The organism is Neotabrizicola sp. VNH66 (genome assembly GCF_049445895.1).
Taxonomy (GTDB): domain Bacteria; phylum Pseudomonadota; class Alphaproteobacteria; order Rhodobacterales; family Rhodobacteraceae; genus Pseudogemmobacter.
Map to the genome: position 1 here is coordinate 41,299 of NZ_JBMSDW010000021.1, position 18,174 is coordinate 59,472.

Genomic DNA, 18,174 nt, shown 5'->3' on the forward strand with positions numbered 1-18,174 from the left:
GGTGCTGCTCGCCCTCGACATCGGCACCGGATCGGTCCGCGCCGGTCTGGTGGATGGCCGCGGCCGGGTCTTGGCCCGCGCGGCCCGGTCCCATGCCACCCACCTGCCCCGGCATGGCTGGGTGGAACAGGCCCCGGCGGACTGGTGGGCTGGCACGGTTGCCGTGGTGCGGCAGGTGCTGGCCGAAACGGGCCGCACGGTTTCCGCTGTGGTGGCCTGCGGCCAGATGCATGCGCCCGTCCTGCTGGACCGCAGCGGCGCGGTGGTGCAGGCGCGGGTGCCGCTCTGGAATGACAAGCGCGCCGCGGCCGAGGTGGCCGCGCTTCAGGCGCAACCGCTGCCCGGCGCGGTGAACCCGCCCACCACCGCCTGGCCGGGGATCAAGCTGAACTGGCTGGCGCGCCACGATCCGGCGGCGCTGGCCCGGGCGGCGACGCTGCTGATGCCCAAGGATTACATCAACTTCCGCCTCACGGGCGCGCGTGCGATGGATTGGAGCGAGGCGGGATCAAGCTTTCTGTCCGATCCCGCGGCGCGCAACTGGTCCCCGGTCATGGCCGCCCGGCTTCAGGTGCCCGAGGCGCTGCTGCCGCCGCTTCTGCGATCAGACCTGGTGCTGGGGCCGGTCACCGATGCGGCGGCGGCCGAAACCGGGCTGCCGGCCGGAACGCCGGTTCTGGTCGGCGCGGGGGATTTCCCCTGCGCCTTGCTGGGGGCGGGCCTGTCGGAGCCGGGAGAGGTCTGCGATGTCACCGGCACCTCATTCCTGCTGACCCGCGTAGTGGCAGAGCCGGTGCGGCACCCGCAGGTGATGAACGTGGCCCTGCCCCTGCGGCACTGGGGCGCCTTTGCGGTGGTGGATGCGGCGGGTGATGCCGTCCGCTGGGCCGCCCGCAGCCTTGACCGCGACCGCAGCGGTCTTGAGGCGCTGACCGCCGAAGCCACCGCCGTGGCGCCGGGGTCGGACGGGTTGATGTTCCTGCCCTATCTGACCGGCGAAAGGTTGGGCGCCGGGGTGGCCAGCAAGGCCGGCTTCGTCGGGCTGACCGCGGGGCATGGCCCGGCCCACCTGCAGCGCGCGGTGCTGGAAGGTGTGGTTCTGGCCATGGCCGAGGCCTTTGCCCCGGTCATCGCCGCCACCGGCCCGCCTGATCGCATCATCGCCACGGCGGGCGGCGCAAGATCGGCGGTCTGGCTGCAGATCAAGGCCGATGTCTTCGGCGTGCCCGTCATCCCCACCGAAGAGGCGGAATGCGGCCTGATCGGCGCGGCGGTGCTTGGCCATGCCGCGCTTGGCCGCTTTGCCAGCCCCGAAGAGGCCGCCCGCGCCATGGTCCGCCATCGCCCGCCGGTGCTGCCCCGCCCCGAACACCGCCCCCGGCACGAGGCCCTTGTGGCCCGCTTTGCCCGGATCCGCCGCCTGATGGCCGCGGTCAACCAGACCCTTTCGGAGACTTTGCCATGACGTTTGATGCCGTACTCTGGGACATGGACGGCACCCTTGTCGACAGCGAGCATTTTGCCGTATCGGCGCTGCGCGATGCCCTGCTCTCCGAAGGATTGCCGGTGCCCGATGACCTTTATGACACCGTAGTCGGCCGGGCGGCGGATGCGCTTTATGAAAGGTTTGTCCGTGAACTGGGCCTGGCCCTGTCGCCGGTCGACTGGGAGGAGCGGAAGCTGCGGGGCTATCTGGCCTGTCTGCCGCAGCTGCAGGGCTTTGCCCCGGCCATCGCCGCCTTTCACCGCTATGCCGCGGCAGGCCGGGCGCAGGCGGTTGTGTCAAACAGCGACCGGATGATCATGGATGCCAACCTGTCCACTGTCGGGCTGGCGCGGCCGGGGCTGGTGACGGTCAGCCGCAACGACCTGCGCCGCGGCAAGCCCGACCCGGAGGGCTATCTGCGCGCGCTTTGGCTGCTGGAGTGCCCGCCCGCCCGCGCGCTGGTGGTCGAAGACAGTCTGGCCGGGGCCGAGGCCGGGCTGGCGGCAGGGCTCAGCACCGTCTTCGTGCCCCATGCCACCGTGGCACCGCCGCCCGGGGTCCGGGCGCTGGCCGATATGGATGAACTGGACCGGCTGGTTCTGGGCTGAACGGCAGGCGGGTCGCGCCGTCACAAGGTGACGACGCGGTTCCCCGGATTGGGCCCGGCCTTCAGCCGCGCCAGCGCCTCGGGGAGCGTGTCGAAAGGCGCCACCTCAAGGATCTGCGGATCGAACCGGCCGGTTGCCATATCGGCGGCCATTGTGGCTCCGGCGGCCATCAGCCGCCCCCATTGCGCATCGGTGCCATGGGCATGCAGTGCGTTCAGCCCCACTTCGTGCAGCGAAATCGTGGTGCTGAACGCGGGCAGCGGCGCCGTCTCCTGCCGGTCCTGAATGCAGACCAGATGACCATTCGCCGCCAGAAGCGGTGCAAGGCTGGCGGCATGCGCGCCGCTGACCATGTCGATGACCGCCTCCAGCGGCTGATCGGAGATCCGCTTTGCCCAATCCTCACGCCAGCCGTCGCGGTGATAATCGGTGACGCTGGCCGCCCCCAGCCGGAGCACCCGCCCCGCCTGCGCCGATGAAGCAACGGCATGGACCACCCAGCCCCTCGCCCGGGCCAGTTGCAGAACGGCGCCCCCCACGGCGCCCGAAGCCCCCGTCACCATCACATGCGCGCCGGGCGGCAGCGGCAGCTTTTCCACCGCCTGCAGAGCCGTCAGGCCCGGACAGGGCAAGGCCGCTGCGGCGGCAAAGGACAGCGCATCAGGCAAGGGGATCGCCGCGCGGGCCGGGATCACCGTGTATTGCGCGAAAGAACCGGGCCGCAGCAGGTCATTGTGATAGGCCACCCGCGCACCGGGGCGCAGGTGATGCACACCCTCTCCCACAGCCTCTACCTCGCCCGCGCCGTCGACGCCGGGGATATGCGGCCAGTCCCAGGCCGGATGGCCCCAGAGGATGAACTTCCAGTCCACCGGGTTCAGCCCCACCGCGCGGTTGCGGATCAGAATCTCTCCCCTTCCGGGCACGGGTTTGGGCCGGTCTTCCAGCCGCAGAACCTCGGGCCCGCCGGTTTCGTGATGCACCCAGGCTTTCATGCTTTTCTCCCTCAGCACACCGAATAGCCGCCGTCTACCGGGATCATTGCCCCGGTCACATAGCCCGCATCCTGCGACAGCAGGAACCGGACCACCGTTGCCACCTCTTCCGGGCGGGCCCAGCGACCCATGGGGATGCGCTGGCCTATCCGCTCGGCCCGGGTGGCATCGGTGCGGGCCTTTTCGGAAATCCGCGTCTCGACCCAGCCCGGCGCGACCGAGTTCACCCGCACCCCCCGCGCGGCCCAGGCCACCGCCTGCGCCCGCGTGACAGCCGCCACCGCGCCCTTGCTGGCGGTGTAGGCCGGCGCCCCCGGAGAGCCGAAGATCGCCCACATCGAGGCGACGTTGACCACCGCCCCCCCCGCTGCCGCCAGCCGGTCCAAGAGCGCATTGGCCAGTGCAAAACCTGCGGTGACATTCACCCGCATCACCTGCTCAAAAGGGCCGGTCTCCCATTCCTGCGCATGGCGCAGCATTCCGGCGCAATTCACCAGCGCGGCCACCGGCCCGGACGGCAGCACCGCCAGCACCGCCGCCGTATCGGTGACATCGGCGCGGGCAAAGTCCACCACTGCAGGCAGGTCTTCGTCCCGGTCCAGCCCGATCGCCTGACAGCGATAGCCCGATGCCGCCAGCAACTCGGCCACCGCGCGGCCGATGCCGGTGCCGCCCCCGGTGATCACGGCCAGCGGGGGCAGATTATCCTCAATCATTCTTCTCTCCTCATCCGGCGCGGCGCGTGTCGCGCGCAGCCTCGGTTCCGGCGGCCTCGACGGTTTCGATGGCCGCAATCAGTTGCGGCAGGTCCAATGGCCGCGGAAAATTCAGCATGTGGCGAACGGGCAGAGAGGCCTCGGCCAGTGCCCGGATCTGCGCGGGCGCCACCGTTTGGCCGGTCAGCGCGGCCAGCGTGCGGGGCAGGCCCGCCGCGGTGTAAAGCGCCGACAGATCGGCGGGCAGCGGCTGGTCCAGAAGCCGGTGATGCACCACAAGTCCCCATGCCACCTGAAAACCGTGCGGCGCCGTGGCCCCGCCGGGCAACAGCGGCACCCCCCGGGTCAAAGCATGGGGCACCGACAGGCCACCGCTTTCAAAGCCAAGGCCCGCCATCAGGATCATCGCCTCCACCGCCGCCTCAAAGGCCGGGGTGGGCTGGCCGGTGCCTGCTGCGGCCAAGGCAGCCACACCATGCTCCAGAAGGACGGCATGGCATTCCGCCGCGATGACCGTAGCCAGCCGCGGCGGGCGGGACAGGAACATCGTCGTCCCCCGGCCCGCGGCGCAAGCCTCCGCCTCGGCCTTCTTGGACAGGGCATCGCCCAGCCCGGCGGCAAACATCGCCCGTGGCGCGGTGGCCAGAAGTGCGGTGTCGACCACCACGAAATCCGGGCTGCGGCGCAGATGGCGGACCTCGGCCAGATGTCCCGCCTCGTCATACAGCACATAGTTCTTTGACGTCGGCGCGTCGTTCGAGGCGACGGTGGGCAGCGTGATCAGGGCAAGGCCACGCCGGTCGGCCAAGGCCTTGCCCGCGTCGATGGCCCGCCCGCCGCCTGCGGCGATCACCACCTGCGGCGCACGGGCACCAAGCTGGGCATCCAGCTCTGCCGCCGCGCTGGGCAACAACTTGCCCGCGAAGGGAAGTACCTCCAGCACCAGACCCGCCGCCGTGCAACTGGCGGCAATCCGGGGGCCGATCAGCGGCAGGATCACTGCATCGGCCAGCAGCACCGCGGACCGGCCCAGTTGCGCGGCAAAGGCCCCGGTGCGGTCCAGCACGCCCTGCCCCTGCACATAGCGGCCTGGCCCTCCGAACACCGTCATCCCGGCATCGAACACATCCAGCGGGTGGGTCATCATCATCGTCCTTCCATAAGATATATGATATATGTTATTGCTCGTCCCGCAAGTTCGTTCTTTCTGGACCGCAGAGGAAAGCCATGATCACCGGAACCACCCGATTCACCCCGATACTGGCGCATCCCTGCCGCCATGTGCGCACGCCCGGGGTCTTCAATGCCGAATGCGCCGCGCGCGGGATCGACATGGTCATGGTCCCGCTGGACGTGCCGCCCGCGGGGCTGGCCGCCACGGTGCAGGCGCTGCGTGGCGTGGCGAACCTTGCGGGCATGGTGGTGACCATCCCGCACAAGGGCGCTGTTGCCGCGCTCTGCGACCGGCTGACCGGCGCGGCGGAAATGCTGGGGGTCTGCAACATCATCCGGCGCGAGGCGGACGGCAGCCTGACCGGCGCCATGTTCGACGGCGAAGGCTTTGTCGCGGGGCTGAGGCAGGAAGGGTATGAGCCTGCGGGGAAGTCCGTGCTGCTGGCGGGCGCGGGCGGCGCGGCTGCGGGGCTCGCCCATGCGCTGGCCGCGGCGAGGGTAGACCGGCTGACCCTCACCAACCGCTCACCCGACAAGGCCGAGGCGCTGGCTTCTGACCTGCGCGCGGCCTTTCCGGGTGTCAGCATCGGCGCGGGTCCGGCTGATCCGGCGGGATATGATTTGGCGGTCAACGGAACCTCGCTGGGAATGCATGAGGGGGACGCGCTGCCCTTCGATCCGGCCCGGCTGTCGCCCGGAACGCTGGTGGCAGAGGTGGTGATGCAGCCGGATGTGACGCCCCTGCTGACCGCCGCCGCCGCGCGGGGCTGCAAGGTGCACAAGGGGGTTCATATGATCACCGCGCAGGTGCGGCTGCTGGTCGATTTTCTGGCCTGACCGGAGGGGCCCGCGCCACGCGGGCCCGCCTCCCTCAGACCCGGTGCTTGGCGCGGGCGCCCATACCCTGCAACAGGACTGCCAGAATGATGATCACGCCCTTGATGATCTGCTGGGGATAGGCCGGAACGCTCATCAGGTTCATGATGTTGCCGATCAGGCCCAGGATCAGCACGCCGATCATGGTCTGCACCACCGTGCCCTTGCCGCCCGACAAAAGTGCCCCGCCGATCACGCAGGCGGCAATCGCATCCAGCTCCAGCCCCACCCCGGTCACCGGAGTGCCGACCGAGGTGCGCGCCGTCACCATCACGCCTGCCAGCGCCGACAGCCCGCCACAGATCGTATAGGCCAAGAGCTTGTAGCGCCCGACCGGCAGCCCGGCCAGCCGCACCGCGGTTTCGTTGCTGCCCGTGGCCACCGTCAGCCGACCCCAGCTGGTGCGGCGCAAGAGGACGACGAACAGCACCACCACGGCCAGCGCCGCCACCACAGGCCAGGGCGTGCCCAAACCCGGCACCCCCTTGGCGCCAAAGGCGGTCAGGATCTGCGCCGTCGGCAATTCGCGCGGGAAGCGCACCGGCTGACCGTTGGACAGCATATAGGCGATGCCGCGCGCCATGGTCATCATCGCCAGCGTGGCGACGAAGCTGGCCATGCCGAAGCCCGCCACAAGGATACCGTTCACCGCGCCCAGCAACGTGCCGCAGCCTATGGCGGCCAGCACACAAAGGATCAGCGCCGCGCCGCCTTCCACCGGCAGGGCGGGCATCGACATGGCCACCACCATGCCGCCGATGGCCGCGACCGAGCCGACCGACAGGTCGATCCCCCCGGTCAGGATCACCAGCAGCATCCCGATCGACACCAGCGCCAGCGGTGCCAGCTGGCGCAGCAGGTTGTAGATGTTCTGCATCGTCAGGAAATGTTCCGACAGCATGGCCGAGGCGACGATCAGCGCCGCCAGCATGATGTAGATGTTCCAGTCGATCAGCAGCGCCAGCAGGCCCCGCCGCGCCGGGCTGCGGCGCTGCACCGCGCCCATGGTCTGTGTTTCAGTGGACATTGTCCCGCCCCATTGCCAGTTCGATGATGCCTTCCTCGGTCAGCGCCGGGCCGGACAGCTCCCCTGCCACCCGGCCCGCGCGCATGACCAGCACGCGGTCGCACATGCCGATCAGCTCCAGCATTTCCGAAGATACCATCACCACGGCCGCCCCTGCGACGGCCAATTCATTGATAACACGGTAGATTTCTACCTTTGCCCCCACATCGACGCCGCGGGTGGGTTCGTCCAGCAGCAGGATCTCACAGCGTGAGACCAGCGATTTCATCAGCGCCACCTTCTGCTGATTGCCGCCGGAAAGCGTGCCCGCCTCGGCCTCAAGGCTGGCCGCCTTCAGCCGCAGCCCCTCGCGCAGCGCTTGTGCCGCCTTGCGCTCTCGTCCGCCGCGCAGAAAGCCGAAAGCGCCCAGATGCGGGTTGACAGGGGTCAACATCGCATTGGTCAGGATCGGCAGGTCGAGGAGAACGCCCTGCTGCTTGCGGTCTTCGGGCACCAGACCGATGCCCGCGCGCACGGCATCACCGGGGCTGCGGATCACCTGCGCCCGGCCCTTCAGCAGGATTTCCCCGCTGGCCGGATCGGCGCCGAAGATCGCCCGCAGAACCTCGGTCCGGCCCGCGCCGACAAGGCCGCCGATGCCCAGCACCTCGCCCCGGCGGACCGAGAAGCTGATGTCGCGGACCTGCGGCGTGGTCAGGCCCCGTACCTCCAGCGCGACCGGACCAAGGTCCACCTGCCGCGGCGGAAAGAAATCCGACAGCTCGCGCCCGATCATCAGCCGGGTCAGACTGTCATGGTCCAGCGTGGCGGTCTCCCACGTCCCCACCGTCGCGCCATCCTTCAGCACGGTCACCCGGTCACAGAGCGCGAAGATCTCATCCAGCCGATGCGAGATATAGATGACGCAGACCCCGCGGTCGCGCAGCCGCCGCACCAGCGCGAACAGCTTTTCCGTCTCATGCGCGGTCAGCACCGCCGTCGGCTCATCCAGCACAAGGATCGAACACTCCCGCGACAGCGCCTTGCAGATTTCCACCACCTGCTGCATCGCCACCGGCAGATCGCCTGCCTGCGCGCGGGGGTTCACTTCGGGAAAGCCCATATCGGCAAGAAGTTCCGCCGCCCGCCGCTCCATCCCGCGCCGGTCCAGCCAGAAATCGCGGCCGAGACGTTCCAGCAGGATATTCTCGGCCACGCTCAGATGCCGGGCCAGCGAGAATTCCTGATAGATCACCGACACCCCCCGGCGCAGTGCATCCTGCGGGCTGTGGATGTCGGCGGGGGTGCCATCAATGCGGATTTCGCCGCCCTGATGGTCATAGGCCCCGGCCAGAATTTTCATCAGCGTCGATTTCCCGGCGCCGTTCTCGCCCATCAGGGCGTGAACCTCGCCCGCGCGGGCGCTGAAAGCCGCGCCGCGAAGGGCTGCGATCCCGCCGAATTCCTTTGCGATGCCGTGCATCTGCAGGCGTTCCATGGCGCCCTCCCCTGCTCAACGATGCCCGGGCAGCGCGCCGCCCGGGCCTTCGGACCTCAGCCCCGCAGCTCTTCGATGGTTTTCACCGGCGGCACGGTGTATTTGAAGAAAGGGTTGGCCGGATCGGCGTCATAGACGCTGTCCACCGTGTCCTTCGTCACGATCTCGGACGGGAAATACGACCCCAGCGGCAGGTTGTTCGCGTCCAGCCCCTTGTCGAAGATCTGATGGATCAGCTCCACCGCCGCCTCGCCCGTCATCGAACCGGCGTTCAGGCCCGTCACCAGCATGTCGCCCGATTTCACCAGATCCAGCGCCACGCGGAAACCGTCGGCCGCGCAGGCGACCTGAACTTTGCCCGTCAGCCCGGCATTTTCCAGCGCAGTCAGCGCGCCGATGCCCATGAAGTCGTTCTCGGCCAGGATCAGGTTCAGATCGCGGCCATGTGCGGTCAGGATATCCTCGGCCGCGTCCAGCCCGCCCTCTTCGGTCCAGAAGCCCACGCCCATGGCGCGCACGTCGAACTTTGTCTCGGGATAGGTGAAGGAGCCACCGGTCTTCAGCTCCTGAAACTTGTTGAATCCCGCCAGCATGGCGTCTTCCCTGCTCATCCCCAGCCCAAGCTGTTCGGAGCGTTCGTAGATGATCCCGGTGATCATCCCGTTCACCCGGCTTTCCGAGGTGGAATTGCCCACGGTGCCAAGGATCGCTGCTGCCGTGATCTGGGCATCGGCGCCCATGGTCTGCGCCACATAGCGCCCGGCCTCGAACCCGTTGCCATAGGGATTGGCCAGAACGGTCGTGACCAGCGGGCTGTCATCGGGCACGGTGCCCAAAGCGATGACGGGGATCCCGGCATCCACCGCGCGCTGCGCATCCGTGGCGGCGGCGGCAAGGTCGGTCGGGTCCAGCACGATCACATCCACGCCCTTGGCGATGAAAGCGTCGATCTGGGCGCTGGTCTTGGCCGGGTCGCCATCGGCGACCTGCACGTCCAGCTCGTAGCCATATTCCGCGGCCTTGGCCTTTGCCGTATCGACCACCGCCACGAACCACGGGTTGCCCAGCGTGATTTCAGTCCAGCCGATCACCAGCTTGTCGGCCGGATCGCGCGGGGCGGTGGGCAGCGCCTTCGCAATGTCGCTGCGATCCGCCATCGTGGGGTCGATCACCCCCGACAGGGCCGAATTCGGCAAGAGGGTATAGATTTCATGCTTGTCCTGCGCCGTGGCGGGCAGGGCCAGCAGCAGCGCAGCCGAAGACAGCAGCGCAAGCGCCGTTCTGGTATGGAACATCTCTCTCTCCCTTGTGATGGCACGGGGTTGGTCCCGTGCCCTTATCCGCCCGCGCCCTCCCGGCGCGGGGAAGCTCAGCCGATGGTCTCTCGGACCACCGCCTCGATCCCGGCCTCATCCAGCCGGTAATGCGCATAAAGATGGCTGGGCGGCGCGATCAGCGCGTATTCGTCGCGGATACCGTGGCGGCGCAGCTTGCAGGGCCCGCCCTCTTCGGCCAGCACCTCGGCCACGGCGGCGCCAAGACCGCCAATGATGTTGTGTTCCTCGATGGTCAGGATGAATTTCGACCGGGCCGCGGCCTCAAGGATGGCGTCGCGGTCGATGGGCTTGACCGTCGCCATGTCGAGGACACCCACGCTGCGCCCCTCAGCCGCCAGCTTGCGCGCCACTTGGACCGAGGGATGCACCGGCAGGCCGCAGGCGATGATCGTCACCTCTTCGCCGCGGGCATGTTCAATGGCTTTGCCAAAGGTGAAGGGCTTACCCGCGTCGTAAAGGTCAGGCTCCCTCCCCCGTCCGGTGCGGAAATAGATCGGGCGGTCATGGTCGGCGCTGGCGCGGATCGCCGCTTCAAGCTGCGGCCCGTCGGCGGGGGAAACCACCGTCAGATCGGCGATGGAGCGCATGGTGCCGATATCCTCGGTCGCATGGTGCGAGGTGCCGTAAAAGCCCATCGAAATCCCGGTATGGTGCCCGATCAGCCGCACCGGCAGCGCGCAATAGGCCACATCCATGCGGATCTGTTCGCAGGTCAGAAGACCAAGGAACGAGGCGAAGGTGGCGACATAGGGCATCATCCCCGTGGTCGCCAATCCCGCCGCCGCCGAGACCATGTTCTGCTCGGAAATACCAAATCCGATATAGCGGTCGGGGTAACGTTCTGCGAAACGGTTCAGCCCGTTGGAATATTGCAGATCGGCAGACCCGGCCACCACCGGATGCCCGGCCTCGGCCAGCGCGATCAGCCCGTTCGACAGGTGGTCCAGCCCGGGGTTCTTCCTGTTCAGCTCGCGGTAGTGCCACGAGTTCGGCGATTGCGGGCGGCTTTGGATATTCATGTCAGATCACCTTGGACAGGATTTCTTGCCGCGCCGCCTCGGCGTCGGTCGGGTCGAGATAGCCAAGGTGCCAGCCCGGCTCGGTCTCCATGTAGCCGACGCCCTTGCCCTTCAGGGTGCGGGCGATGATGCAGCAGGGTTTCTGCCGCGACACATCCGCCTTGACCCGCCGCAGGGTGGTGGTCAGGGCGGCAATGTCGTGGCCGTCCACCACATGCACCTCCCAGCCGAAGGCGCGCCATTTCTCGTCCAGCGGCTCGATTCCCATCACGTCATCGACCGCGCCGTCGAGTTGGAATCCGTTGCGGTCCACGATGGCGACAAGGCGGTTAAGCTTGTGGTGGGCGGCCCCGATGGCGGCCTCCCAGACCTGACCTTCCTGCATCTCGCCATCGCCCAGCATGACGAAGGTGGTGAAGTCGCGGCCCTGCATCTGCGCGCCCAAGGCCATGCCCAGCCCGTTCGACAGTGCATGCCCGATGGAGCCGGAGGAGAAATCCACCCCCGGCACCTTGCGCATGTCGGGATGGTCGCCCAGCGGATTGCCCAGCCTTGTATAGCCGTTCAGCACCTCGACCGGGATATAGCCCTTTTCGGCCAGGATCGGGAAAAGCCCCACCGCCGCATGCCCCTTGCCCATCAGGAAGCGGTCACGGTCGGGATGCTTCGGATCCTCCTCCAGCCGCATCACGTCGTAGTAGAGCGCGGCAAAGATCTCGGCGGCGGAAAACACGCTGGTGTAATGGCCGACCTTGGCAATCTCGATCAGGCGGATGGTTTCCAGCCGGATGAACTGCGCGCGGTCGCGCAGGTGGGCCACCTCGGCCTCGGTCGGTCGAAAGTCGTTTCTGAGCGGTGCGGTCACACCCTTGTCCTCCCTCGGGCGCCACGTGGGACACGCGGCAACGAATCCTTGTCCTTTGGCGATTTAACATCATATATGATATATGTCACCGGGAAAATTCGGGAGGAAGAGGATGACACTTTCACTGACACGGGCCGAGATCGCCATGATCCGCGCCGGGCTGCGCCCCAAGGGGCAGGCTTTCATCGACGGCCGCTTCGCGGATGCCGCCTCGGGCCAGACCTTCGACAACATCTCGCCCCGCGACGGATCGGTGATCGCGCAGGTGGCGGCTTGTGATACGCCGGATGTGGACCGCGCCGTCCGAGCCGCCCGCCGCGCGTTCGAGGCCGGGGTCTGGCGTGACCAGAGCCCGAAGGCTCGCAAGAAGGTACTGCAACGCTTTGCCGCCCTGTTCGAGGCGCATATGGATGAGCTGGCCATCCTTGAAACGCTGGATATGGGCAAGCCCATCACCGAAAGCCGCACGATCGACGTGAATGTCGTGCTGGACACGCTGGTCTGGTATGCCGAATGTCCCGACAAGCTTTACGATGAGATCGCCCCCACTGGCCCCGGCCAGCTGGGCATGATCACCCGCGAACCCGTGGGCGTGGTGGCCGCCGTGGTGCCGTGGAATTTCCCGATGCTGATGGCGGCGTGGAAGCTGGCCCCGGCGCTGGCCATGGGCAATTCGGTGATCCTGAAACCGGCCGAACAATCGCCGCTGACCGCGATCCGCATGGCCGAACTGGCGGCTGAGGCGGGGATTCCTGAAGGCGTCTTCAACGTCCTGCCGGGCTTTGGCCCCACGGCGGGCAAGTCGCTGGGCCTGCATATGGATGTGGATTGCCTTGCCTTCACCGGCTCGGGCGAGGTGGGCAAGCTGTTCCTGCAATATTCCGGCCAGTCGAATATGAAGCGGGTTTATCTGGAATGCGGCGGCAAATCCCCGAACATCATTCTGGACGATGTGCCGGACCTGCGGCTGGCCGCCGAACGCGCCGCCACCGCGATCTGCTTCAATCAGGGCGAGGTCTGTGTGGCGCCGTCGCGTCTGATCCTGGCTGAAAAGATTCAGGATCAGTTTCTGGATATCGTGGTGGAAACCGCCCGCGACATCCGCCCCGGCGATCCGCTGGACCCCGATACCAAGCTGGGCGCGCTGGTCGAATCCGGGCACCGGGACCGGGTGGAGGGCTATATCGCCAAGGGCCAGGCCGAGGGCGCGCGGCTGGTGCTGGGCGGCGACCGGCCCGAGACCAATCTGAACGGGTTCTATGTGAATCCGACGATCTTTGCCGATGTGAAGAATTCCATGGCCATCGCGCAGGAGGAAATCTTCGGCCCGGTTCTGTCTACCATCACCGTCAGGGACGAGGACGAGGCGGTCCGGGTGGCCAATGACACCTCCTACGGTCTTGCCGCCGCGGTCTGGACCCGAGATCTCAGCCGGGCGCACCGGGTGTCACGCAAGCTGCGGGCGGGCACCGTCTGGGTGAATTGCTACGACCATGGCGATGTGACCGTGCCCTTCGGCGGGTTCAAGCAATCGGGCAACGGGCGCGACAAGTCGCTGCACGCGCTGGACAAATACACCGAACTGAAGACGACCTGGATCGAGCTTTAGGGGCCTGCGGGGGCGGGTTCGCCTGCCCCCTTCGCCTCCAGCCAGGCGACCATCACCCAGCCCACGCCGATATCGGCCTGAATACCCGCCCGCGCCCCCGCGGCATCGCCCGCGGCCAGCGCCCGCAGCACCGGATAATGGCCGTGGTCGCCGCTGACCAGAACCCGCGTCGGCGTATGCTGGTGATACAGATGGATCAGCGGCCCCATCTGCGCCCACATGGATTCGATGGTGGCATAAAGCAGCGGCATCTCTGCCGCCTCGGCCAGCCGGAAGTGGAATTCGCGGTTCACGCGGCTGGCCTCCAGCGGATCGCTGGCCGCGGCGCGGGCAAAGGCCTCCTGCAGATCCTCCAGCCGCTTCAGCGCGGCTCGGCTGATCTTCTGTGCAGCCTGTGCGGCGGCCTCCCCCTCCAGATGGTGGCGGATGATCTGGATTTCACGCAATTCCGCCGCGGTCAGGCGGCGGACATGGATCGAGGTGGCCGCCCGCATCTCCAGCGCCCGTTCCGAGACGAGGCGAAAGATCGCCTCGCGCACCGGGGTGATCGACACGCCCAGCTGTTCGGCCAGCGCGGCGATGGTCAGCCGTTCGCCGGGTTCATAGCGGCCGTCCATCAGCGAGGCGCGGATCGTCGCATAGACCTGCTCGGACAGGTTGCCTTTGGCGATCTTCGGCAGCTGCGACATGGACGACCCCACCCTTTCCCCCGTGTTTCGCATTCCCGCCCGGTGCGGGCAAGCCTCAGGCGTTGGACGGCGGCAGGGGCGGCAATCCGCGGATGATGTCGGATGCCTTTTCACCGATCATGATGGCGGGTGCATTGGTGTTGCCCGAAATCAGCGCGGGCATGATCGAATTGTCCACCACCCGCAGATTGCGCAGGCCGCGCACCCGCAGATCGGGATCGACCACGGCCCTGTCATCGGTGCCCATCCGGCAGGTGCCGACGGGATGATAGACCGTCTTGCCCCGCGCGCGGATATAGGCCTGCAACGCCGCTTCATCCTGCAAACCGGCGCCGGGAAACGCCTCCTGCGGTTCGACAAAGGGGGCAAAGGCGGGTTGCGACAGGATACGGCGCGCCAGGTTCAGCGCCTTGACCGACAGCCGCATATCCTCGGGTGCGGACAGATAACGCGGGTCGATCACCGGATTTTCCGCCGGATCGGCGCTGCGGAGGCGGATTTCGCCGCGGCTTTCGGGGCGCAGGACGCAGGGGTTCACCGTGGCGCCCGCACGTTTCACCGGCTGCTCGTCGCCCTCCATGAAGACGATGGGCACGAAATGCATCTGGATGTTCGGCTCGGCCTCCATGTCATCCACATTCATGAAGGCGCAGGCCTCGGTCACGTTGGACATCACGGGGCCGGATTTGAACAGAAGGTATTGCAGCCCGTTCTTGATCGCGCGGAAGAAGCTGTCTTCGCCGTGATAGCCATGCTGCCCGGTGCAGAAGCGGACGGCGGGAAATTCCAGATGGTCCTGCAGGTTCTGGCCCACGCCCTCCAGCCGGTGCTTCACGGCAATGCCATGGCGGGCCAGTTCCGCCTCGGGTCCCACGCCCGACAGCATCAGCAGTTTCGGCGTCTGCACCGCGCCCGCAGACAGGATCACCTCTTCCGCCGCGCGGACCTGTTCCAGCCGCCCGCCCCGGGCATATTCCACACCGACGGCGCGGTCGCCCTCGAACAGGATACGGGTCACAAGACAGCCGGTCCGCACCTCCAGATTGCCGGTCTTCATCGCGGGCCGCAGATAGCCCACGGCGGCGCTGCAGCGGCGGCCGTTGCGTGTGGTGGTCTGGTTGAACCCCACGCCGCGCTGCCGTGCCCCGTTGAAATCGGGGGTGTAGGGAATACCCGCCTCTTGCGCGGCGCGGACGAAGGCGCGGGTCAGATCTGTGATCTGCCGCAGGTCCGACACGCCCAGCGGACCACCGTTGCCGTGGTAGTCATCGGCCAGCCGGTCATTATCTTCGGCCCGGCGGAAATAGGGCAGCACGTCGCGGTAAGACCAGCCCGCGGCCCCCGATTGCGCCCAGCCGTCATAGTCACTGCGCTGGCCACGAATGTAGATCGCCGCATTGACCGATCCGCCACCGCCCAGCACATGGCCCTGCGGCATGACGGGCGCGCGCCCGTTCAGCGCGGGCTGACGTTCGGTCGCGTAGTGGTAGAGCAGATTGCTGTCCAGAAGCTTCACGAAACCGGCGGGAATATGGATCAGCGGATGCCGGTCCCGGGGCCCGGATTCCAGCACCAGCACCTTTGCCCCCGCCTCTGCCAGCCGCCCGGCCAGCGCGCTGCCCGCCGAGCCGCCGCCCGCGATGATGTAATCGGCCATCATTTCCTCCCTTATCATATATGATATATATTGTGGAGCGAAGAGAGGGTCAATCGGGCGGATGGGTCAGACCTTCAGATGGGGACGCCAGTAATCCACACTTTCGCGCAGGATCTGCACGACGGAACGGTCCGCAGGCTCCCGCTCGCGGAACGACAGTTCCAGACAGACCTCCGCTTCGGCGGGACCGAATTCGGTCAGGGCCTGGACGATCTCGGCCGGGCGGATGCGGCCGGTGGAGTTGTAGGGTTCCACAAAAGGCCAATGGCCACCCTTGTTGGCGCTGCTCTGCTTCACATGCAGGATCGGACAATCGCGGCCAAAAGCGCGGATCCATGCGAAAGGATCGGTGTCATCTGGGTTGTCCGAGGTGACGTCGCCATGGTCCACATCCAGCAGGATGCGCAGCGGAATGCCACTGGCATGGATACGGTCCGTCAGCGCCTGCGTGGCGGGGATCGTATGGCCGAATTCGCGGGGGATGGACATCTGCTCCCAGAACATCTCTTTCAGGCCGAAGGGTTCCACCGCCTCCCAGATGCGGCACCAGCCGTCCAGCACCTGCCCGATACGCGCCTCGCGCCGGGCGGGATCGTCCCAGTCCGACCATGACAGGATGGCGAATTGCGACCCGATCGAGGCGGCGCCCAGATCGGCGGCAATGCGGCCAAAACGGATGAACCAATCCTCGCTCCAGCGGCGCACGCCGTCATCCGGGTGGCCCATGGCCGAAAGCCGCGCCTGCGCCCCCGTCATCAGCGAGGTGGCGCGCAGCCCGTGCCGCGCCGCCGCAGCGGTGAACTGCCGCACCAGCCGCGCCTGCGTTTCCACCGGCCAGACTGGGTTGATGAATTCATTCGTCAGCTGCAACCGCCGCACGCCGACCTCTTCGGCGCAGACCTGCACCAGTTCCGCCGGATCGGTGATGCGGTTGATCAGCGGATTGCAGGAAAGGGAAAGGGAAACACTCATTCGGTTTGGTCCTGTTGGGTCAGATGAAGCCAGCGGTCGCGGTAGGCGTGCAGCCCGGGCAGGTTCAGGGCCGCCTGCGGGATCAGCGCCGAGGGGAACTGCGGCAGCTGCCCCGTCCCCTTCATCCGCGCCAGCACGCCCGCGCCAAGGACCGTGCCCTCACTCTGGGCCGAGGTCATGACCGGCTGGCCCGGACGCAGCGCGGCAATCAGGCCCGGAACCAGCGGGCTTTGCGCGGCGGGACCGTCAATGATGACAGTGGCGGTCGACCGCAGCGCCTCCAGCATCCGGTCCACCATCAGCGCGTAATACAAAAGCGCGAGGCTGGCCCGAAGCTCTGGCGTATCGACGGCGCCAAGAATCCGTCCGCGCTTGCCGCGCCCCGCAATCGGGCCGCCGGTGTCCGAAAACGCCGGCAGCGCGAAGGTGCCAGCCCCGATGACCTGTGCAAGGCCGGTTTCGCTGGCCGCCGTCGCGGGTACGCCGTCAAGCAGCCTGCCCAGCTCATAGCCGCCATAGAACCGCGCGCAGGCGATGGGACGGCCGAAAATGTCGTTGAAACTGAAGGCATCGCAGTCCGGGTCCAGCCCGTCCAGATCGCCGCCGGAATCGAAGCCGATGACAAAGGTGCCGGTCGAAACCAGTGTGAACCGGCCGCCCTGCCCCGCCATATAGCGCAGCCAGTTGGCGTTGGAATCATGGATCCCCGCAAGGATCTCACCCCGTCCGCGCAGCCCCGGCATCGTGCCGATCACCTCCCACGCCGCACGGCGCGGGGCGAACAGCCGGTCCCAGCCCCTTGTGCGGGCAAGGCTGGACCACTCGGCCGAGCGCACATCCAGCAGATGGGTGAAAACGCCAAGGTTCGACACCTCGGTCGCCGGAGCGCCGCCCAGCCGGTGCGCGATATAGCCGCTCCATGGCAGGATACAGGCGATGCGGGCAAACTCCTGCGGATGCACGGTTTCCAGCCAGTACAGCTGTTTCGCCAGTGTCAGCGCGCCGGGCGAAGTGGCTGAAAACACCTCGCCGAACGGCGGCGCAATCCGGGCATATCCGGCATCCACCGCGGCGGGCGCGGGGGCCAGATAGTCCATCACCGGCAGAACCAGCGCGCCCCGCTCGTCCAGACAGGCTGCCGTCGCTCCGAAAGCGCTGACCGAGATGGTGTCCACGGGCTGCACCCGGTCCAGTTCGGCAATGGCGCTGCGGATGAAATCCACCAGCGGCCCGCTGTCGATCTGCGGATAGGGCGGGCCGGGCAGGTGCCGCGTCTCCGTCTTGCGGTTGGCCACCTCGTTCAGATTGCGGTCCAGCAGGACCACACGGGTGTTCGTGGCGCCGACATCGACGACGGCGATATGTTCGTCCATTTCTCCCCCCAAGGACCTGATGGGTCGCGCGTTTCTGCTCCTCCAGGCCAGTCGACCCTTTTCAGAATGAAAATTACTTCGATATAATGAATCAAGCAAACAATTTATTTCTGAATGGCAACGGCTGCGGTCCGTGACCTCTCTCGCGGCCTGAATACTTGATCCGAAGGGCTCTGTTGCACAAATCGCCTGAGGTCCAGAATTCCCCTTTCCCCAAGGCGGACTTATGCCACGACTTGCGTGACGGGTGTTCCGAGGACGGTAAAGACGTTCAGGACCGCGACACGGACCTGGA

At 67.1% G+C, this 18,174-nt stretch carries 16 protein-coding genes; 4 read left to right on the forward strand and 12 right to left on the reverse strand.

What is annotated here, in order from left to right; genetic code table 11:
* Position 1 precedes the first annotated feature (1 nt).
* Both ACO2Q5_RS20930 and ACO2Q5_RS20935 read left to right on the forward strand, forming a co-directional pair.
* Positions 2–1,465, forward strand: coding sequence for a xylulokinase (locus ACO2Q5_RS20930; RefSeq protein WP_423294675.1), 1,464 nt, complete (start codon positions 2–4; stop codon positions 1,463–1,465).
* Positions 1,462–2,094 (forward strand): HAD family hydrolase, encoded by a 633-nt coding sequence (locus tag ACO2Q5_RS20935; RefSeq protein ID WP_423294677.1) that lies wholly within the window; start codon positions 1,462–1,464, stop codon positions 2,092–2,094. The genes ACO2Q5_RS20930 and ACO2Q5_RS20935 overlap by 4 nt, the downstream gene beginning before the upstream one ends.
* 20 nt (positions 2,095–2,114) lie before the next feature.
* Here ACO2Q5_RS20935 and ACO2Q5_RS20940 read toward each other — a convergent pair whose 3' ends face one another.
* The 3 genes from ACO2Q5_RS20940 to ACO2Q5_RS20950 are packed head-to-tail and all read right to left on the reverse strand — an operon-like array spanning position 2,115 to position 4,949.
* On the reverse strand, positions 2,115–3,089 hold the full coding sequence (locus tag ACO2Q5_RS20940; RefSeq protein ID WP_423294679.1) for a zinc-binding dehydrogenase: 975 nt from the start codon (positions 3,087–3,089) through the stop codon (positions 2,115–2,117).
* Positions 3,090–3,100: 11 nt separating this feature from the next.
* Entirely contained in the window at positions 3,101–3,805 is a 705-nt protein-coding gene (locus ACO2Q5_RS20945; protein ID WP_423294681.1) for an SDR family NAD(P)-dependent oxidoreductase, read from the reverse strand.
* A gap of 10 nt (positions 3,806–3,815) precedes the next feature.
* On the reverse strand, positions 3,816–4,949 hold the full coding sequence (locus ACO2Q5_RS20950; protein WP_423294683.1) for an iron-containing alcohol dehydrogenase: 1,134 nt from the start codon (positions 4,947–4,949) through the stop codon (positions 3,816–3,818).
* A gap of 83 nt (positions 4,950–5,032) precedes the next feature.
* Between ACO2Q5_RS20950 and ACO2Q5_RS20955 the strand changes: the two genes are divergently transcribed.
* Positions 5,033–5,815: a shikimate dehydrogenase family protein gene (locus tag ACO2Q5_RS20955; RefSeq protein WP_423294685.1), complete on the forward strand. Its 783-nt coding sequence runs from the start codon at positions 5,033–5,035 to the stop codon at positions 5,813–5,815.
* 34 nt (positions 5,816–5,849) lie between these two features.
* Here the strand turns inward: ACO2Q5_RS20955 and ACO2Q5_RS20960 are convergent, their stop codons facing one another.
* From ACO2Q5_RS20960 to ACO2Q5_RS20980, 5 genes are all read right to left on the reverse strand, one after another.
* The gene (locus ACO2Q5_RS20960; protein ID WP_423294687.1) at positions 5,850–6,881 is read right to left on the reverse strand and encodes an ABC transporter permease; all 1,032 of its coding nucleotides are present in this window, start codon (positions 6,879–6,881) and stop codon (positions 5,850–5,852) included.
* On the reverse strand, positions 6,871–8,358 hold the full coding sequence (locus ACO2Q5_RS20965; RefSeq protein ID WP_423294689.1) for a sugar ABC transporter ATP-binding protein: 1,488 nt from the start codon (positions 8,356–8,358) through the stop codon (positions 6,871–6,873). The genes ACO2Q5_RS20960 and ACO2Q5_RS20965 overlap by 11 nt, the downstream gene beginning before the upstream one ends.
* Before the next feature lie 56 nt (positions 8,359–8,414).
* On the reverse strand, positions 8,415–9,653 hold the full coding sequence (locus ACO2Q5_RS20970) for a sugar ABC transporter substrate-binding protein (protein WP_423294690.1): 1,239 nt from the start codon (positions 9,651–9,653) through the stop codon (positions 8,415–8,417).
* A 74-nt stretch (positions 9,654–9,727) separates the two neighbouring features.
* The gene (locus tag ACO2Q5_RS20975; RefSeq protein ID WP_423294692.1) at positions 9,728–10,714 is read right to left on the reverse strand and encodes a transketolase family protein; all 987 of its coding nucleotides are present in this window, start codon (positions 10,712–10,714) and stop codon (positions 9,728–9,730) included.
* 1 nt (position 10,715) lies between these two features.
* On the reverse strand, positions 10,716–11,579 hold the full coding sequence (locus ACO2Q5_RS20980) for a transketolase (protein WP_423294694.1): 864 nt from the start codon (positions 11,577–11,579) through the stop codon (positions 10,716–10,718).
* 145 nt (positions 11,580–11,724) lie between these two features.
* Between ACO2Q5_RS20980 and ACO2Q5_RS20985 the strand changes: the two genes are divergently transcribed.
* Positions 11,725–13,188 (forward strand): aldehyde dehydrogenase, encoded by a 1,464-nt coding sequence (locus ACO2Q5_RS20985; RefSeq protein ID WP_423294706.1) that lies wholly within the window; start codon positions 11,725–11,727, stop codon positions 13,186–13,188.
* Here ACO2Q5_RS20985 and ACO2Q5_RS20990 read toward each other — a convergent pair.
* From ACO2Q5_RS20990 to ACO2Q5_RS21005, 4 genes are all read right to left on the reverse strand, one after another.
* Positions 13,185–13,877 carry a GntR family transcriptional regulator gene (locus ACO2Q5_RS20990; RefSeq protein ID WP_423294696.1) on the reverse strand — a complete coding sequence of 231 codons (693 nt, stop codon included), beginning with the start codon at positions 13,875–13,877 and terminating at the stop codon, positions 13,185–13,187. The two genes, ACO2Q5_RS20985 and ACO2Q5_RS20990, sit on opposite strands and share 4 nt — an antisense overlap.
* 55 nt (positions 13,878–13,932) lie before the next feature.
* A complete protein-coding gene (locus tag ACO2Q5_RS20995) occupies positions 13,933–15,534 on the reverse strand; it encodes a GMC family oxidoreductase (protein ID WP_423294698.1) in 1,602 nt (533 codons plus the stop codon).
* A gap of 66 nt (positions 15,535–15,600) precedes the next feature.
* Entirely contained in the window at positions 15,601–16,506 is a 906-nt protein-coding gene (locus ACO2Q5_RS21000; RefSeq protein WP_423294700.1) for a sugar phosphate isomerase/epimerase family protein, read from the reverse strand.
* Positions 16,503–17,879 carry an FGGY family carbohydrate kinase gene (locus ACO2Q5_RS21005; RefSeq protein WP_423294702.1) on the reverse strand — a complete coding sequence of 459 codons (1,377 nt, stop codon included), beginning with the start codon at positions 17,877–17,879 and terminating at the stop codon, positions 16,503–16,505. Before ACO2Q5_RS21005 ends, ACO2Q5_RS21000 begins: the two co-directional genes overlap by 4 nt.
* Positions 17,880–18,174 lie beyond the last annotated feature (295 nt).

Bases quoted from the DNA above. Each gene is read 5' to 3' on its own strand.
- ACO2Q5_RS20935 (WP_423294677.1), top strand. From the start codon at position 1,462: ATGACGTTTGATGCCGTACTCTGGGACATGGACGGCACCCTTGTCGAC.
- ACO2Q5_RS20940 (WP_423294679.1), bottom strand. From the start codon at position 3,089: ATGAAAGCCTGGGTGCATCACGAAACCGGCGGGCCCGAGGTTCTGCGG.
- ACO2Q5_RS20945 (WP_423294681.1), bottom strand. From the start codon at position 3,805: ATGATTGAGGATAATCTGCCCCCGCTGGCCGTGATCACCGGGGGCGGC.
- ACO2Q5_RS20950 (WP_423294683.1), bottom strand. From the start codon at position 4,949: ATGACCCACCCGCTGGATGTGTTCGATGCCGGGATGACGGTGTTCGGA.
- ACO2Q5_RS20955 (WP_423294685.1), top strand. From the start codon at position 5,033: ATGATCACCGGAACCACCCGATTCACCCCGATACTGGCGCATCCCTGC.
- ACO2Q5_RS20960 (WP_423294687.1), bottom strand. From the start codon at position 6,881: ATGTCCACTGAAACACAGACCATGGGCGCGGTGCAGCGCCGCAGCCCG.
- ACO2Q5_RS20965 (WP_423294689.1), bottom strand. From the start codon at position 8,358: ATGGAACGCCTGCAGATGCACGGCATCGCAAAGGAATTCGGCGGGATC.
- ACO2Q5_RS20970 (WP_423294690.1), bottom strand. From the start codon at position 9,653: ATGTTCCATACCAGAACGGCGCTTGCGCTGCTGTCTTCGGCTGCGCTG.
- ACO2Q5_RS20975 (WP_423294692.1), bottom strand. From the start codon at position 10,714: ATGAATATCCAAAGCCGCCCGCAATCGCCGAACTCGTGGCACTACCGC.
- ACO2Q5_RS20985 (WP_423294706.1), top strand. From the start codon at position 11,725: ATGATCCGCGCCGGGCTGCGCCCCAAGGGGCAGGCTTTCATCGACGGC.
- ACO2Q5_RS20990 (WP_423294696.1), bottom strand. From the start codon at position 13,877: ATGTCGCAGCTGCCGAAGATCGCCAAAGGCAACCTGTCCGAGCAGGTC.
- ACO2Q5_RS20995 (WP_423294698.1), bottom strand. From the start codon at position 15,534: ATGGCCGATTACATCATCGCGGGCGGCGGCTCGGCGGGCAGCGCGCTG.
- ACO2Q5_RS21000 (WP_423294700.1), bottom strand. From the start codon at position 16,506: ATGAGTGTTTCCCTTTCCCTTTCCTGCAATCCGCTGATCAACCGCATC.
- ACO2Q5_RS21005 (WP_423294702.1), bottom strand. From the start codon at position 17,879: ATGGACGAACATATCGCCGTCGTCGATGTCGGCGCCACGAACACCCGT.